14 protein-coding genes and 1 tRNA gene are annotated in these 15,336 nt (G+C 64.2%); 6 read left to right on the forward strand and 9 right to left on the reverse strand.

The window, feature by feature from the left end; translation table 11 throughout:
- Window positions 1-535: 535 nt before the first annotated feature.
- Window positions 536-850, reverse strand: coding sequence for a helix-turn-helix transcriptional regulator (locus ASF61_RS07105; protein ID WP_056153297.1), 315 nt, complete (start codon window positions 848-850; stop codon window positions 536-538).
- 94 nt (window positions 851-944) lie between these two features.
- Here ASF61_RS07105 and ASF61_RS07110 point away from each other — a divergent pair, with 94 nt between their 5' ends.
- Window positions 945-2,033, forward strand: coding sequence for an NADH:flavin oxidoreductase/NADH oxidase (locus tag ASF61_RS07110; protein WP_056153174.1), 1,089 nt, complete (start codon window positions 945-947; stop codon window positions 2,031-2,033).
- Between the two features lie 140 nt (window positions 2,034-2,173).
- Here the strand turns inward: ASF61_RS07110 and ASF61_RS07115 are convergent, their stop codons facing one another.
- Together ASF61_RS07115 and ASF61_RS07120 are read right to left on the reverse strand one after the other, a co-directional pair.
- Entirely contained in the window at window positions 2,174-2,401 is a 228-nt protein-coding gene (locus tag ASF61_RS07115) for a hypothetical protein (protein WP_056153178.1), read from the reverse strand.
- 78 nt (window positions 2,402-2,479) lie between these two features.
- Complete coding sequence (locus ASF61_RS07120; RefSeq protein WP_056153181.1) at window positions 2,480-3,619, reverse strand: acyltransferase; 1,140 nt, start codon at window positions 3,617-3,619, stop codon at window positions 2,480-2,482.
- A 187-nt stretch (window positions 3,620-3,806) separates the two neighbouring features.
- Here ASF61_RS07120 and ASF61_RS07125 point away from each other — a divergent pair.
- Both ASF61_RS07125 and ASF61_RS23180 read left to right on the forward strand, forming a co-directional pair.
- Window positions 3,807-3,882: transfer RNA gene (locus tag ASF61_RS07125), tRNA-Lys, on the forward strand.
- Between the two features lie 201 nt (window positions 3,883-4,083).
- Window positions 4,084-4,224, forward strand: coding sequence for a hypothetical protein (locus ASF61_RS23180; RefSeq protein WP_156369488.1), 141 nt, complete (start codon window positions 4,084-4,086; stop codon window positions 4,222-4,224).
- Window positions 4,225-4,299: 75 nt separating this feature from the next.
- Here ASF61_RS23180 and ASF61_RS07130 read toward each other — a convergent pair whose 3' ends face one another.
- Window positions 4,300-6,255, reverse strand: a complete 1,956-nt coding sequence (locus tag ASF61_RS07130; protein WP_056153184.1) for a helicase-related protein — start codon at window positions 6,253-6,255, stop codon at window positions 4,300-4,302.
- Window positions 6,256-6,372: 117 nt separating this feature from the next.
- On the opposite strand from ASF61_RS07130, the gene ASF61_RS07135 reads away from it, so the two are divergent.
- Window positions 6,373-6,969 carry a YigZ family protein gene (locus ASF61_RS07135; protein WP_056153189.1) on the forward strand — a complete coding sequence of 199 codons (597 nt, stop codon included), beginning with the start codon at window positions 6,373-6,375 and terminating at the stop codon, window positions 6,967-6,969.
- 53 nt (window positions 6,970-7,022) lie between these two features.
- On the opposite strand, the gene ASF61_RS07140 is transcribed toward ASF61_RS07135, so the two are convergent.
- Window positions 7,023-8,198, reverse strand: coding sequence for a DUF418 domain-containing protein (locus tag ASF61_RS07140; protein ID WP_056153191.1), 1,176 nt, complete (start codon window positions 8,196-8,198; stop codon window positions 7,023-7,025).
- An 83-nt stretch (window positions 8,199-8,281) separates the two neighbouring features.
- Window positions 8,282-8,665: a response regulator gene (locus tag ASF61_RS07145; protein WP_229205747.1), complete on the reverse strand. Its 384-nt coding sequence runs from the start codon at window positions 8,663-8,665 to the stop codon at window positions 8,282-8,284.
- A 261-nt stretch (window positions 8,666-8,926) separates the two neighbouring features.
- Here ASF61_RS07145 and ASF61_RS07150 point away from each other — a divergent pair, with 261 nt between their 5' ends.
- Window positions 8,927-10,576: a methyl-accepting chemotaxis protein gene (locus tag ASF61_RS07150; RefSeq protein WP_056153198.1), complete on the forward strand. Its 1,650-nt coding sequence runs from the start codon at window positions 8,927-8,929 to the stop codon at window positions 10,574-10,576.
- Here the strand turns inward: ASF61_RS07150 and ASF61_RS07155 are convergent, their stop codons facing one another.
- On the reverse strand, window positions 10,577-11,374 hold the full coding sequence (locus ASF61_RS07155; protein ID WP_056153203.1) for a transporter: 798 nt from the start codon (window positions 11,372-11,374) through the stop codon (window positions 10,577-10,579).
- Between the two features lie 106 nt (window positions 11,375-11,480).
- Complete coding sequence (locus ASF61_RS07160) at window positions 11,481-13,106, reverse strand: methyl-accepting chemotaxis protein (protein WP_056153206.1); 1,626 nt, start codon at window positions 13,104-13,106, stop codon at window positions 11,481-11,483.
- Between the two features lie 161 nt (window positions 13,107-13,267).
- On the opposite strand from ASF61_RS07160, the gene ASF61_RS07165 reads away from it, so the two are divergent.
- Complete coding sequence (locus ASF61_RS07165) at window positions 13,268-14,680, forward strand: L-cystine transporter (RefSeq protein WP_056153209.1); 1,413 nt, start codon at window positions 13,268-13,270, stop codon at window positions 14,678-14,680.
- Between the two features lie 35 nt (window positions 14,681-14,715).
- Here the strand turns inward: ASF61_RS07165 and ASF61_RS23185 are convergent, their stop codons facing one another.
- Window positions 14,716-15,309, reverse strand: coding sequence for a hypothetical protein (locus tag ASF61_RS23185; protein WP_156369490.1), 594 nt, complete (start codon window positions 15,307-15,309; stop codon window positions 14,716-14,718).
- Window positions 15,310-15,336: the final 27 nt, after the last annotated feature.

Genomic DNA, 15,336 nt, shown 5'->3' on the forward strand with positions numbered 1-15,336 from the left:
TTGGCTGTCGGTGAATCGGGAAGTCTTCATTGCAGAACTTTCAAAAAACTAATTGAGAAAATTCTACTTCTGATGGCGATCATTTGCAGGGGGGATTACCGGCGCACCGCTCGCGCTGAAACATCGTTTTCTTGCCGGGATACGAAAGTGGCGCGTCAAGGATTTTGACAACTTTCTGATTTTCTACTTACCGCAAACCGACGGCGTATCGATCGTGCGGGTCTTGCACTCCACCAAAGACTGGTGGAGATTGCTCGGTATAGAGGAAGCCCACCCGCAAACAGACAAATGACCTTCCTCCGCTCTCGGGAGGATGCCAGCAACGGACAACAATGAGCGCTTACTCCGCTTTGAGTTGGCCTGGCAGACCTTAAATCCGTTGGGCGCAGCTTAGAGTCTCGCACGGCCCACCAAGATTCATAGCAAGCTCACAAATTTCGGTTTGTGGGCTTTTTTGCTTTTAGCCGTCCGCTTCTATTTACCTGCGTGTTGGCTGTGCGGCAGACAAACTGGCTGGCTCACCTTCATCTAAAACTCAACCGTGATCAGCACCCTGCTGACGCAGAATCGCGTCGAGCAGCCCCGGAAACCGGCTGTCGATATCGGCGCGGCGCAGCGTGTTCATGTGGGTGGTGCCGTTGTTTTCGGTGCGCACCAGGCCTGATTCGCGCAGCACCTTGAAGTGGTGCGAGACCGTGGATTTGGGTCGGCCGCCGTCGAGTTCGCCGCAGCTGGCGGCGGGCACGCCTGCGAGGTGGCGTACGATGTCGAGGCGTATCGTGTCGCTCAGCGCGTGCAGCACGCGTTCGAGCACGAATTCGCTGGCAGGGGGATGTTTGTAGGGACGCATCGGCAGAATCATACACGATCGGCTATACTCATTCTGTAGTTCGATAATTTACGAAATTAAGAACCTTCTACCCCTCTACTTTCTAAAGGCCACCATGTCCGCTTTATTCCAACCGTTCAAGCTGAAAGACATTACCCTTCGCAACCGCGTTGCCGTGCCGCCGATGTGCCAGTACATGGCGGTCGATGGGCTCGTCAACGACTGGCACCTGTCACATTACGCCGGCATGGCGCGCGGCGGCGCCGGCCTGGTGATTGTCGAGGCGGCGGCCGTGTCGCCGGAAGGCCGTATCACGCCGGGTTGCGCCGGCATCTGGAACGACGACCTGGCGCAGGCTTTCGTGCCGGTCGTCGAGGCCATCAAGGCGGCCGGTGCGGTGCCCGGGATCCAGATCGCCCACGCCGGGCGCAAGGCCAGCGCCAACCGTCCGTGGGAAGGCGACGACCACATTGCCGAGGGCGATGCACGCGGCTGGCAGACCATCGCGCCGTCGGCGATTGCGTTTGGCGGCAACCTGGGCAAGGTGCCGCGCGCGATGACGCTCGACGATATCGCCCGCGTGCGCCAGGATTTCGTGGACGCTGCCGTGCGCGCCCGTGACGTCGGCTTCGAGTGGCTGGAGCTGCATTTCGCCCATGGCTACCTGGCGCAAAGCTTCTTCTCGGCGCACAGCAACCAGCGCGATGACATCTATGGTGGCAGCCTGGAAAACCGCAGCCGTTTCCTGCTCGAGACCTTGAAGGCCGTGCGTGAAGTATGGCCGGAACACCTGGCGCTGACGGTCCGTTTTGGCGTGATCGAGTTTGACGGGCGCGATGAAGAAACACTGCGCGCATCGATCGGCCTGGTCAAACAGTTCAAGGATGCCGGCATGGACATGATCAGCGTGAGCATGGGCTTTACCATTCCTGACGTGTCGATCCCGTGGGGGCCTGCCTTCATGGGGCCGATCGCCGAACGCGTGCGCAAGCAGGCCGATGTGCCGGTGTCGTCGGCCTGGGGCTTCGGTACGCCGGAGATCGCCGAGCGCGTCGTCAAGGACCAGCAGCTCGACGTGGTCATGGTCGGCAAGGCGCACCTGGCCAATCCGCACTGGGCGTATTTTGCGGCCAAGGAACTGAAGGTGGACCGCGCTTCGTGGACCTTGCCAGCGCCTTACGCACACTGGCTCGAACGTTACTGACCGGTTTTGCCGCAGTTTGCCGGATACCGTTTGCACAGCGGTTCCGGCAGCGGCACGACAGCGCGCGCCGGGGTGCCCTCGCCCGGCAACATCATGTGCGCTAGTCCGTCAGCGTTCAAGCCGGGCGCAGACAGCAGGCGTTACTTGGCCTTGCCCACCTTCTTTCCGCCAGCCCCCGACGCCTCGTAGATCGCCTTGGCATCCTGATGCGCCTGATCGACCGTGCGCAGCTTTTCGTTCTCGTCGTGCTTGACGAAAAACTCCTTGTCCTGGGCTGCCACCACCATCTTGACGGCGGCCGCTTCGGTCACGCCAAATTTTTCGAAGATCAGCGTGGTGACTTCGTCCAGGTATTCTTCGTAGGTCATGCGACCGTCCTCTCTCGTTGATGCGATTGACTGCAAGGTTGGCATGGTAATCGGATCGGGCGCAATCACCAACCCCGATCAGCGCAGCGACACCACCCCGCCCCGGCTACTGCCGGGCTTGATTGCATCGCGCAGGTCGAACTTGTCGGTGATGAACTGGACTGCGCGGCTCAGCGGCAGTTCCACCCAGCGGTGGAACATGGCGCCGGCCAGCAGGCTGGCGCTCCAGGCGGTCAGCATGCCGAGCAGTTGCAGTGCCGGTTCGGGGGCGACGAAGCGGGTGAAGGCGGCGTTGACCAGCAGGCAGACGGGGAAGTGGATCAGGAAGACCGAGTACGAAATCTTGCCCAGCTGGTTGATGACCGTCCAGGCGTTGCCCTGCGCTGCGGTCCGGATCCGGCCGCACACGAACAGCACGCTTGCCACCACCAGCGCCAGCGCGATGCGGCTGCGGAATTCCAGCACCAGCGCGGCCAGCGCCGGCAGCAGTGCGCCCAGCATGATCAGCGTGGTCGCGCCCGGTTTGCGGGCGGGGTCGCTGCCCCACCACGCCATCAGGCCCAGGCCGTAGCTGCCGAAGAAGTACGGCGCCCAGTTATCCCAGCCGGCATCAAGGTTGAAATGCAGCAGCGACACGGTAATGCCGGTGGCCACCAGCAGCGGCATCAGCCAGCGCGCCGCGTGCTTGCCGACCAGGAGGCCGGCGCCCCACAGCAGCAGCACCAGCAAGGCGTACAGCTGGAAATCGATGGCGACGTACCAGGCGCCGGCCGACAGCGACGGATAATCGAGCACGCCATGCAGCAGCACCGCGTGGGCGGCCAGTTGCGCCAGCGTGGCCGGCGCGGAGATGGAATCGTGCACCATCCAGCGGCTGGCCAGTGACGACGCGATGGCAGCAACCAGCGTGGCGGCAATGAACGGCGGCGCCAGCTTGGCGTAGCGGTACCAGATCGCGTTGAGGGGATGCGGATGCGATGGCAGACCGGCCGGCGACAATGACTTCGCTGCCAGGAAACCGCCGATCACCAGGAACACCTGCACCGCGATGCGGGCGCTGTCGCCAAGCCAGCCGATCAGGTCGGGAAAGACCGGGCGCACGTAGTCGGCCATCGGTCCGTAGAACGCCAGGTGGTGCAACACGATCAGCTGGGCGGCGCCTGCCTTGAGCAGGTTGATGATGCCGAATTGGGACGGGGCGGTGCGGACAGAATTCATGGGACTCCCTGTGATACCTTGTGATACCTTGTCATTGATACGCTGACAAGTTTGCCAACAAGGTCGCTATCATAGCGGAGGTCGGAAGGTCGGGGCGCACGGACGATGGCAAAATGGCAGCGCGCGTCATAAAAACTCGGCCGCACGGTTGAATTTTCGCGCTGCGCCCAGTACAATTCGCGCCCTTGGGTCGTTAGCTCAGCTGGTAGAGCAGCGGACTTTTAATCCGTTGGTCGCAGGTTCGAATCCCGCACGGCCTACCAAGACAGTGCGAAAACGCCAGCCGGCATCCGGGCTGGCGTTTTTTTTCGCCGGCCGGCATAACAGATATCACGGAAAGACAGATCTCTTCCCTCAGAGAAATTCAACTTTTGAATGCCGCTTATCGGAAATTGAAATTATCTTTATATCTGTGAGGCGCGTAAGATGTATTCATTGAAGAATGCTTTGCAAAGGAGCCTCACATGACTACCGCTACCGCCGAACTCACCATCGCCACCGACGCTGCACCGAAAGCCCCACGCCGTTCGTGGAAAGCCATCGTGCGCCGCATGTTCGAACTGTGGGCCGAGCCGTACAGCCACGGTCCGTACCAGCCGCTGTAAGTCGTCGTCCGCAATCTCCGCAATCTCTGCACTACCCCGCAGCAGTGCCGACGCGCGCAACGCGCGGCCGGCACGCTAGCGGCGCTTGGACTTCTTCGGCTGCCGTCTGCGCGCGGCCGAATTCTGATCCTGCAAAATCGCATCGACCCGCTCCGACGCTTCGCGCGACAGCCTGAGCGCCAGCGCCGTGTCCGGAAAATAGTCGGGCTGGCGGTAGGCCAGCCAGGCATAGGCCGAGTACAGCCGGCAGGCGTTTTCCGCTTCCTGCAGGCTCATATAGTGGAGCGGGTTGTTTTCCGGCTTGAGGTGGGTGATCTTCTTGTGCGCCAGGGCCGTGGCCCAGCTTTCCCACGCATGTTGCAGGGTATGAACCTTGGCCGAGATCGGCACGAGCGACAACGCGAATTTCTCCGCCACCGATAACGGCAAGGTATCGAGCCAGGCCGCGCGTTCGAACTGGTCCTCGGTGATGCGCGGGTAGAAAAAGCCGTCCGGCACGTCGATATTGTGGATGAAACGCTTGAGCAGCTTGGCCAGGGCGTGCTCGTTGGTCACGGCCGAGATGCGGTGTAGGTGTTCCAGCGTCGGCGCCACGGCAAAGCCGGTGGTTTTCAACGGCACCGGCTTTTCGCGCAGCAGCGAGCGCATCACGCTATGGGTTTCGTGATCGAAACCGGCCACCAGTCCTTCCTCGTGCACGCCGAAGCGCCCTGCCCGGCCGGCGATCTGGCGCGCCAGCGCCGCCGGAATCTCCTCTTCTTCGTAGCCGTTGTACTTGACGCTGGTGGTCATGACGATGCGCGCGATCGGCATGTTCAGGCCCATGGCAATCGCATCGGTGCCCACCACCACGTCGGCAGCGCCGTCGCGGAAGCGCTGGGCCTGGGCGCGCCGCACTTCGGGCGACAGGTTGCCGTACACGGTGGCCACCGACAGGCCTGCCTCGGTGACGTTATCGCGCCACATCAGCACCTCGCGGCGCGAGAAGCAGATCACGGCGTCGCCGCGCCGCAGCCCGGTCAGCTTGCGCACCGGACCGTCCTCCATCGACAGCGGCCCCTTGCGCTTGAGCAGATGCACTTCGAGCTCGCAGTCCAGGCGCGCGGCCAGCACCTCGATTGCGCGCCGCGCTTCGGGTGCGCCGACCAGGTACACGGTGTGGGCCGGCGCGCCGCAGACGGCAGCAGTCCAGGCGGCGCCACGGTCGCGGTCGGCCAGCATCTGGATCTCGTCGATCACAGCCACGTCCACCGGCGTGCGGGTATCGAGCATCTCGACCGTGCTGGCAACGTGGGTGGCGCCCGGCTCCAGGCGCCGCTCTTCGCCGGTGACCAGGCTGACGGCCAGCGGCCGGCCATGCGGCTGCATCGCCTGCAGCCGTTCGTAGTTTTCCAGCGCCAGCAGGCGCAGCGGCGCCAGGTACACGCCGCTGGGCGCCTTGGCCAGCGCTTCGATGGCCTGGTGGGTCTTGCCGGAATTGGTCGGCCCCAGCAGCGCGATGAACTTGCGCTTGATGCGGCGCGCCACCTCGAACGAGGCCGGGTATTCGGCCAGGTTGATGCTCTGGCGCGTGCGCTCGGCATGCTGCTCTTCCATGTCGCGTTCGACCGCGTGCTGCAGGCGCTGGCGGATGCGGTCGAACACCATGCCGGCCGGCTCCGCGATCTGCATGTCGGCCAGCCCCTGCAGGAAGGGCTGGGGAGCGAGGTCGCAGTCGTCGCTGGCGTCGGCGATTTCCTGCACGAAGGCCTGGACCTGGCCGTGCAGCTCGTCCACCACCGCCGGGCTGGCCCGCTCGCGCAGCACGGCGGTGCGGCCTTCGGCGTCGAGCTTGCGCCACTTCGACGGTTTCGCCAGCACGCCTTGCGCCGGCACCAGGTCGTACGGATAGCGACGGCCGCCGTACTCGACACTGCCGGTCAGGCGCAGGAAGACCCGGCCTTCGAGCCGCATCAGCGAAAAGCCGAGCCCGGCCAGGCCGAGTTCGCGCATTAATTGGTCGTCGTGTTCCTGGTCTGCTGTGTCGCTCATGGTCGATTCCGGTTTCTGGAGACGCGATTATATCGCGCCCGCCCTGGCGGCCATTTTGTCTTTCCGGCAGTTTCTGGCACCATGGCCCGTTTGTCCCCGCAGTCGCGCAGATACGCCATGCCCCAAACGATCCTCTCCCCCGTCCAGCATGAATTGCTGATCAAGAAAAGCCGCTTTATTGCCTGCGTCCAGCCGATGACCGATCGCGCCGCCGCGCAGAAAATCGTCGCGCAGTTATGGGCGCAGCATCCGCAAGCGGCGCACGTGTGCTGGGCATTATTGGCAGGCGGTCAATCGGCTGCCGTCGATGACGGAGAACCGAGTGGTACGGCCGGTCGTCCCATGCTCGATGTATTAAGGCACCAGGACCTGGAGGGAGTATTGGCGACCGTGGTGCGCTATTTTGGCGGGGTAAAACTCGGCGCCGGCGGACTGGTACGCGCTTATACCGACAGCGTGGCGCAGGCATTATTAAAGGCAGAGAAAATCGCGATGATCCGGCAGCGCCAGTTAATCTGCACCGCCCCTTATGCACTGGAAGGCCTGATCAGGCGCGAATTCGACTCGGCAGGCGCCACACTGGACCATGTCAGCCACGGCGACGAGGTCCGCTTCGAAGCCAGCCTCCCGGCGACCGACGCCGAAGGGCTGATCGCGCGCCTGAACGAAGCAGGCCACGGCCGCATCACCTGGCGCGATCCCGAGCTCGCGTAACACCCTCTTCCAGGGGCTACGCGCTGCCCGGAGCAAACCGGAAACCGGCACATTCACGCCATTTTCTGGCGCGCCTGCCCGGCCCAGGTGGCCTTGTGCCATAGTGCTTCCAGCGGTCCCTGCGCATGCGAACGCAGCCACCAGACACTGAACTGGCGCTGGGCCAGGGCCAGCGCAGCGCCGATCGCCAGCGCCAGGGTCGGCCCCGTGTATTGATACAGACCCGCGCCGTAACCGTAATACAGCGCCGTTCCCACCACCGACTGCATCACGTAACTGGTCAGGCTCATGCGTCCCAGCGGCGAGAAAAAGGCCAGTCCGGACCCTTTATAAAATAACAGGCTGAAACTAGCGACCAAGACGGCCATGAATGCCAGGTTCGACCACGACGTGACAATGATCGTCAGCGGGCGCTCGATTGCCGTGCCCGTATGCCAGGTGCCCAGATAAGTCTTGATCCAGTAAAGAGGAATGAATAAGACGATCGCCAGCCAGAATATGCGCCACCAGCGCCGCTGATTTTCCGGCGACGTGATAAAGCACCCTGCCCTGCCGGCCAACATTCCCAACATAAATAAGGCGGGAATCTGGAACAGGCGGCCATTTTCCCAGCTCCATAAAATCACGCCGGTTTTACCGTTGGTCAGATTACCGGTCCAGACGTCGAATAGCGAACCATGTTTCATATATTCGTTCGCGCGGCCGAAATAGGCCCACGATGCCGGGTCGGCCAGCTTGGTATCAGGCGCCGCCAAGGCTTGGTACCATTCCAGCCAGGCATAGGGCTGCAGCAGCAAGAAGACGGCGATGCCCAGCACCGCCGCGCTGCGCAGGCGGGCCACTGGTATCAGGGCCAGGCCCAGCACCGCGTACAGGCTCAGAATATCGCCGTGATACACCATGGAATTGAACAGCCCAAAGCACAGCAGCAGCACCATGCGCCAGGCGTAGCGGGGGCGGAAATCCTGGCCGCGTGCGGCCCTGCCGTGGAACTGGATATAGAAGGTGACGCCGAACAGCAGCGCAAAGATCGCGTATGACTTGCCGCCGAACAGGAAGAACATGCTGTCCCACACTGCCATATCGATTGCCGTCAGCCAGGCGGGCGCGCCGGGCGGCGTGAAATACAGGTCGAAATGCTCGATGTTATGCAACAGCATGATCGAGACGATGGCAAAGCCGCGCAGGGCGTCGAGCAGATCGAGACGGGAAGAAGACGTGGTTGTCATAAGCAAGCCTGTCGAAACGGAAACTCGGAAGCGGCAAGCTTATATGAAAACGTTTTCTCGCGAAAGGAAAAATTAGCTAAAAATTAAGGCGACTGGTTGCGGCCGCAGTGGTGCGCCACCGTGGCGATCATGGCGTCGAAGTCGATCGGCTTGTCGATGAAGTCGTTCACGCCGGCCGCGCGGCAGGCGGCGCGCTCGTCATCGAGCACGTGGGCGGTCAGGGCCAGGATCGGCAGGTTAGTGTGGCCCAGCGCGCGCAGGCGGCGCGTTGCTTCGTAGCCGTCCATGACCGGCATCTGCATGTCCATCAGCACGGCGTCGAACAGGCCAGGCGCGGTCACGCACGCGAGGGCTTCGGCGCCGTTGCCGGCGACCGTGATCGCTGCACCCTCGGCCTGCAGCAGCATGCATGCAACTTGCTGGTTGAGAAGGTTGTCCTCGACCAGCAACAAGCGCAATCCCGTCAATCTCTGTCCCGACCCGGCTTCCATGGCGAGCGCTCCCGGCTACGTGTAATGAAGTGATGTTACGAGGAATCATAACATGCGCAACAAGCCCAACAATCAGTTGCCGAGTGGAAAATTCCTGTGTATATTGGTGACAATTGGCAAGCTCCACATCAAGCCATCCCGACCGCCCAAGCCGCGCGATCACACTCCCTCTCCGGCCCGATTCCCCGCCAACGTTCCCCAGAAACGCGAGACTGACCTCTCGACATCGGAATTATCATGAATACCAGGAATTTGAAAGTCAGCACCCGCCTCGGCATCGGCTTCGGCGTGATCTTGGTGATGCTGGTCGCCGCCATCGCGCTGGGCATCTTTTACATGTCCGTGATGAACGCCGGCACCAACGCCATCGTCACCGACAACTATCCGAAGGTGCTGCAGGCACAAACCCTGATGAACCTGAACAACAAGATCGCCCGCTCGCTGCGCAACGGCTTGCTGCGCCGTGACGAGGCGCAGTCGGCCAAGGAATTTGCCACGGTCGAGGAAAACCGCCGGCAGGTGGTGGTCGAAGCGAAAAAGCTCGACGAGATGGTGTCGTCGGCCAAGGGCCAGGCGCTGTTCGATGCGGTGTCTGCCGCCTACACGCCGTATGCCAGGTCGATCGACGAAGTGATCCGCTTGCGCCGCAACGGCAACACCGATGCGGCGGTGGACTTCATGCTGACCAACACCCGCGACCTGCAGCTGGCGTACATGAAGCGCCTCGACGAACTGATTGCGCACCAGAGCACGGCCATGGAACGCGCGCGCGCCACGGCCGAAGAAACCTACCAGAATTCGCGCCGCTTCATGCTGATGCTGGGCCTGCTTGCAGTGGCCAGCGGCGCGGCCGGCGCCTGGCTGATTTCGCGCCAGGTGCTGGGCCAGCTCGGCGGCGAGCCAAACTACGTCGCCGGGGTTGCCGGCCGCATCGCCGGCGGCGACCTGGCCGTGCCGATCATGCTGCGGGCGAACGACCAGCAAAGCCTGCTGTTTGCGATCCAGTCCATGCGCGACAGCCTGGCCGACATCGTGCGCCAGGTACGCGGCGGCGCCGATTCCATCGTGACGGCCGCCACCGAGATTGCCAGCGGCAACCAGGACCTGTCGTCGCGCACCGAGCAGCAGGCCGGGTCGCTCGAGGAAACCGCGTCGTCGATGGAAGAGCTGACGGCCGCCGTCCGGCAGAACAGCGAGAATGCACGCCAGGCCAATACGATGGCGCAGTCCGCTTCGGAGATCGCACAGCAAGGCGGCGCCGTGGTCGCCGACGTGGTCACCACGATGGCCGGCATCAACGAGTCGGCCAAGAAGATCGTCGATATCATCAGCGTGATCGACGGTATCGCGTTCCAGACCAACATCCTCGCGCTCAACGCGGCGGTGGAAGCGGCGCGCGCCGGCGAACAGGGGCGCGGCTTCGCGGTGGTCGCCACCGAGGTGCGCACGCTAGCGCACCGCTCGGCCACGGCTGCGAAGGAAATCAAGGCGCTGATCGACGATTCGGTGAGCAAGGTCGGGATGGGCACGCAACTGGTGGGCGAAGCCGGCGCCACCATGGAGCGCGTGGTCTCGGCGGTCAGGTCGGTCACCGACATCATGGGCGAGATCAGCATGGCCAGCCAGGAGCAGGAAACGGGCATCGCCCAGATCAACCACGCCATCGCCGAGATGGACACCGTGACCCAGCAGAACGCAGCGCTGGTGGAGCAGGCCGCAGCGGCTGCCGAGGCGCAGCAGGACCAGGCGCAGCAGCTCTCGCAGCTGGTGGGCGTGTTCACGCTGGCCGATCACGCCGGCGCCAGGCCGGCCGCCACGTCGAGCCCGGCAGCAGCAGGCCGGCGGCCGGCGCAGCCCCTGATGCCGGCGCAGCTGGGCCTGGCCTGATCAGAACCGCAGCGACAGGCCGGCAGTCCAGCTCCAGTCCGGCGCGTTGCGGTTGATACCGCGCGACAGTGCAGTATCGAGCTGCACCGACTTGCTCAGCAGCCAGCTGGCGCCGAGGTCGAAGGTGCTGGTCGAGCCGCCGTCGCGCGCATGCGCAATTTGTTGCGCGGCATATTCGACGAAAGTACTGAAACTGCTGGTCCAGTCCTTTTGCAGCACCATGCCGAACAGGGCGCTGGTAAACCGTTTGCCATCGTCGCGGTGGCGCCAGGCCAGGCCCTGCACCAGCCCCAGTTCCAGGTCGTCGGCCAGCTGCCACTCCTCGCCCAGGCGCAGCGAGCCGCCCTTGCCTGCCGCCCGCACCGCCTTCGAACCCGTATCGAGATCCCATTGCCCTACCAGGCCCAGCGCCGGCTGCGCGCCGTCGCCATCGCGCAGATGCCATTTCGCGCCCAGCGACAGGTCGGCGTAGCCGCTGGTCACCGTGCGCTCGCCGGTTGCCAGGTCGCGGTCGATGGCGCGCTGGCGGGTATCGGTTTCCAGCCGCAATTCCCAGTCGTCGCTCACGCCAGCCCTGAGCAGCATGGGCAGGGTATCGGTGCGGTGCCTGACGCCGTCGGCGGTGTCGCGTTCACGCTGGAAACCGGTTTCGATCTGGAACCGGCCCTTGCCCACCACGTCCGGCGAATCGACGAAGTCCGGGCGGTCGGTGGCGATCGCATCATCGTCATCGGGTGCGGCGCAGGCCGTGACCGGCAAAAGCAAGCACAACAGCACTACATGTATTTTGATAGCCATAAGCGCTCCGCGCATACCAGGGGGGCATACCGTAACACATGGCGGTTGATTTCCCGTTGGAAAATATCCACAGCACTGCTTACGTGGCGGACGCATCCCTTTCAAGTCAGTGCACCGCCAGGCGGGCGACCCTGCGGGACGGCGCGGACACGCTGGCGGGCGCCTGGACCGCCGGCAAGCCATCGACCCGGAACACGCTGACGATGCGTTCCAGGTTGGCTGCCTGCAGCTGCAGCGCCTCGGCTGCTGCTGCCGCTTCTTCGACCAGGGCCGCATTCTGCTGGGTCACGGTATCCATTTCCGTCACTGCCTGGTTGATCTGCTCGATGCCGGCGCCCTGCTCGGCGCCGGCGCTGGAGATTTCCACCATGATGTCGTTGACGCGCTGGACGCTGTCCACCACGTCGACCATGGTCTGGCCGGCCTGCTCGACCAGCTTGCTGCCGGTTTCCACTTTTTCGACCGAGTTGCCGATCAGCGCCTTGATCTCGCGCGCGGCCGAGGCCGAGCGCTGCGCCAGGTTGCGCACTTCGGTGGCCACCACCGCGAAGCCCCTGCCCTGCTCGCCGGCGCGGGCGGCTTCCACTGCCGCATTCAGGGCCAGGATATTGGTCTGGAACGCGATGCCGTCGATGACGCCGATGATGTCGACGATCTTGCGCGACGATGCGTTGATGGCACCCATGGTGTCCACCACTTGCGCCACCACCGAGCCGCCCTGGCGCGCCACGCTGGCGGCGGTATCGGCCAGCACATTGGCCTGGCGCGCGTTGTCGGTATTCTGGCGCACGGCGCTGGTCAGCTCCTCCATCGACGATGCCGTCTCTTCGAGCGCGCTGGCCTGCTGCTCGGTGCGCGACGACAGGTCCTGGTTGCCGGCGGCGATCTGGGTCGAGGCGGCAGCGATGGTCTGGGTGCCGGTGCGCACCTCGGTGACGATGGCCGACAGCGCATCGCGCATCATCTTCATCGCGTGCAGCATGCTGTGCTGGTCGCCGTCGCGGGTGGTCACCGCCACCGTCAGGTCGCCCGCCGCGATGCGCCCGGCGATGTCGGCTGCGTAATCGGGTTCGCCGCCGAGCTGGCGCAGCAGGTTGCGGGCGATCAGGACCGACGCCACGGCGCCGACCGCAATCGCCAGCGCGCTCAACGCCAGCATCAGGGTCCGGGCGCGCGCGTACGCGGCGGCAGCGGCGTCGGCGTCGGCCTGGTTGCTGGCGCGCTGCAGGGCGGCGTACTCCTCCATCGCATCCTGCCATTTCTGCGTGGCCGGACCGGCCTGCTGCATCAGCAGCGTGGTGGCGGCAGCGTCCTGGTGGGCGCGGGCCAGCTCGAACACTTTATTGTTGTGGTTGCGCGCCTCGGCCTGCAGTGCGCCGATGCGTTCGCGGATGGCGATGCCGGCAGCGGTGGCCGGCAGCGCGGCCAGGCGCTCGCGCGCCTTGTCATAGGCGTCGCGCGCACCGACCACCTTGGTCATTTCCCGTTCGATGGCAGCGTCGTTGTCAAGCAGCACGACCGAGCGCGACACGCGCGCGACGATGTGCACGGCATTCGACATCACGCCGACCAGCTCGGTCTTGACGGCGTTTTCGTTGACCACCCGGTCGAGCTTGGCATGGATCGTGCTCATGTTGTACACGCCCAGTGCCGCGATCGATAACAGCAATACCAGCACCAGGCCAAAACCCAGTCCCAGCTTGGTGCCGACTTTCAGATGTTTGTTCGCCATGCTATGCCTCCCGGTGGAATGCTCGTCAAGGTAGTAAAACGAAAGTTGCGATATGGAAATGAATATCGATTCTAACCTACCTGCTGTCGGGATTGCCTATAAAATGGTTGCCCCGCCAGTAGTTTGCGGGCTTTAATTATTTGCAGTGAAAGAAGAAAAATATGGCGATCAACGTACTACTGAACCTGGCGGCGGCGGCCGTGCTGCTGGGCGTGCTGTACCTGCTTCAGCGTCGCAACGCGTCCTTTTCGGTGCGCGTCTTCACCGGCATGGGGCTGGGCGTGGCGCTCGGCGCAGCGCTGCAGGCGATCTACGGCGTCAGCGCACCGGCGCTGGCGACCACCAACGAATACCTCGACATCGTCGGTTCCGGCTATATCAAGCTGCTGCAGATGATCATCATGCCGCTGATCATGGTGTCGATCGTCTCGGCCATCCTCAAGCTCAAGGGGCTCGACTCGCTCGGCAAGATCAGCGCGCTGACCATCGGCACGCTGATGCTGACCACCCTGATCGCAGCAAGCATCGGCATCCTGATGGCCAAGGCCTTCAGCCTGACCGCCGTCGGCCTGACCGCGTCGGCTGCCGATGTGGCGCGCGGCGTTTACCTGGAAGGCAAGGTCGGCACGGCGCAGGGGATTTCGCTGCCCAACATGCTGCTGTCCTTCCTGCCCGCCAACCCGTTCCTCGACCTGACGGGCGCCCGCAAGACGTCCACCATCGCGGTGGTGATCTTTGCCGTGTTCATCGGCGTCGCTGCCAGCGGCATCCACGAGAAGAAACCCGAACTGTTCGATTCGTTCGAGCACTTCGTCAAGGTCGCCCACGCGATCGTGATGCGCATCGTCACGCTGGTGCTGCGCCTGACGCCGTACGGCGTGTTCGCGCTGATGGCCGGCATGGTGTCCACCTCGAGCCCGGCCGACATCCTGCACCTGATCGACTTCGTGCTGGCCTCGTACAGCGCGCTGCTGCTGATGTTCATGGTGCACCTGCTGATCGTCACCGGCGCCGGCCTCAATCCGCTGCGCTTCGTCAAGAAGGTGTTGCCGGTGCTGACCTTCGCCTTCACCTCGCGCAGCAGCGCGGGCGCGATTCCGATGAGCGTGCAAACCCAGACCCAGCGCCTGGGCACGTCCGAAGGGATCGCTAACTTCGCCGCCTCGATCGGCGCCACCATCGGCCAGAACGGCTGCGCCGGCATCTATCCGGCCATGCTGGCGATCATGATCGCGCCGACGGTCGGCATCGATCCGTTCACCTTCAACTTCATCGCGCCGCTGCTGGCCATTATCACCATTGGCTCGGTGGGCGTGGCAGGGGTCGGCGGCGGCGCCACGTTCGCGGCGCTGATCGTGCTGTCATCGATGAATCTGCCGGTGGCGCTGGCCGGCCTGCTGATCTCGATCGAACCGCTGATCGACATGGGCCGCACCGCGCTCAATGTCAGCGGCTCGATCACGGCCGGCGCCCTCACCAGCCGCGTGATGGGCGAGACCGACATGGCGGTGTTCAACAGCGACGCCGAGCTGTCGATCGATGGTGACGACACCACGACAGGCAGGCGCGCCTGAGTAAAAAACAGGGAACGCGCCCACGCGGCGCCGGTCTAAATTTTTCCATTGCTTTTTTTGAAAGGAAAAATCATGACCTCCCTGTCTGCTTTCTCCAGGATCGTGTGCGGCGCGGCGCTCGGCGCCGCCTTGCTGGCCGCCTGCGACCGCCGGCCGGCCGACCAGCCGGCCAGCCCCACGGCCACCCCCGAATCGGCCACCCCCACCCCGTCCGGCAGCCCCACGCCAGACAGCACCGCCACGCCCGGCAGCGGCAGCAGTAGTACCGGCAGCACCACTGGCGGCGGCACCAGCGGCAGCGGCACCAGCGGCGCCGATACCAGCGGCTCCGGCAACGCCGGCGCCGGCTCGGGCAGCTCCGGCACCGGCAGCGGCGCCGCCGGAGGAAGCGCCACTGGGAGCAGCGCAGGCAGCAGCGGTATGGGAACCGGCACCGGTTCGGGCAGCAGCAGCGGCGCTGGCTCGGGCAGCAGCGGCAGCAGTGGCGGCGGCACTGGCTCCGGCAGCAGTGGTACGGGATCGGGCGCCGGCGGCACTGGCGCGGGTAACAGCGGCACTACGGGATCGGGCGGCAGCGGCAGTAGCGGGTCGGGCAGCGGCACGGGCAGCACTGGTACGGGATCTGGCACCGGCGGGACCGCGGGCTCGGGCACGCC

The sequence above is a fragment of the Duganella sp. Leaf126 genome, from assembly GCF_001423125.1.
Taxonomy (GTDB): domain Bacteria; phylum Pseudomonadota; class Gammaproteobacteria; order Burkholderiales; family Burkholderiaceae_D; genus Rugamonas.

Coding starts and splice junctions, on each gene's coding strand:
- ASF61_RS07105 (WP_056153297.1), bottom strand. CDS start 850: ATGCGTCCCTACAAACATCCCCCTGCCAGCGAATTCGTGCTCGAACGC.
- ASF61_RS07110 (WP_056153174.1), top strand. CDS start 945: ATGTCCGCTTTATTCCAACCGTTCAAGCTGAAAGACATTACCCTTCGC.
- ASF61_RS07115 (WP_056153178.1), bottom strand. CDS start 2,401: ATGACCTACGAAGAATACCTGGACGAAGTCACCACGCTGATCTTCGAA.
- ASF61_RS07120 (WP_056153181.1), bottom strand. CDS start 3,619: ATGAATTCTGTCCGCACCGCCCCGTCCCAATTCGGCATCATCAACCTG.
- ASF61_RS23180 (WP_156369488.1), top strand. CDS start 4,084: ATGACTACCGCTACCGCCGAACTCACCATCGCCACCGACGCTGCACCG.
- ASF61_RS07130 (WP_056153184.1), bottom strand. CDS start 6,255: ATGAGCGACACAGCAGACCAGGAACACGACGACCAATTAATGCGCGAA.
- ASF61_RS07135 (WP_056153189.1), top strand. CDS start 6,373: ATGCCCCAAACGATCCTCTCCCCCGTCCAGCATGAATTGCTGATCAAG.
- ASF61_RS07140 (WP_056153191.1), bottom strand. CDS start 8,198: ATGACAACCACGTCTTCTTCCCGTCTCGATCTGCTCGACGCCCTGCGC.
- ASF61_RS07150 (WP_056153198.1), top strand. CDS start 8,927: ATGAATACCAGGAATTTGAAAGTCAGCACCCGCCTCGGCATCGGCTTC.
- ASF61_RS07155 (WP_056153203.1), bottom strand. CDS start 11,374: ATGGCTATCAAAATACATGTAGTGCTGTTGTGCTTGCTTTTGCCGGTC.
- ASF61_RS07160 (WP_056153206.1), bottom strand. CDS start 13,106: ATGGCGAACAAACATCTGAAAGTCGGCACCAAGCTGGGACTGGGTTTT.
- ASF61_RS07165 (WP_056153209.1), top strand. CDS start 13,268: ATGGCGATCAACGTACTACTGAACCTGGCGGCGGCGGCCGTGCTGCTG.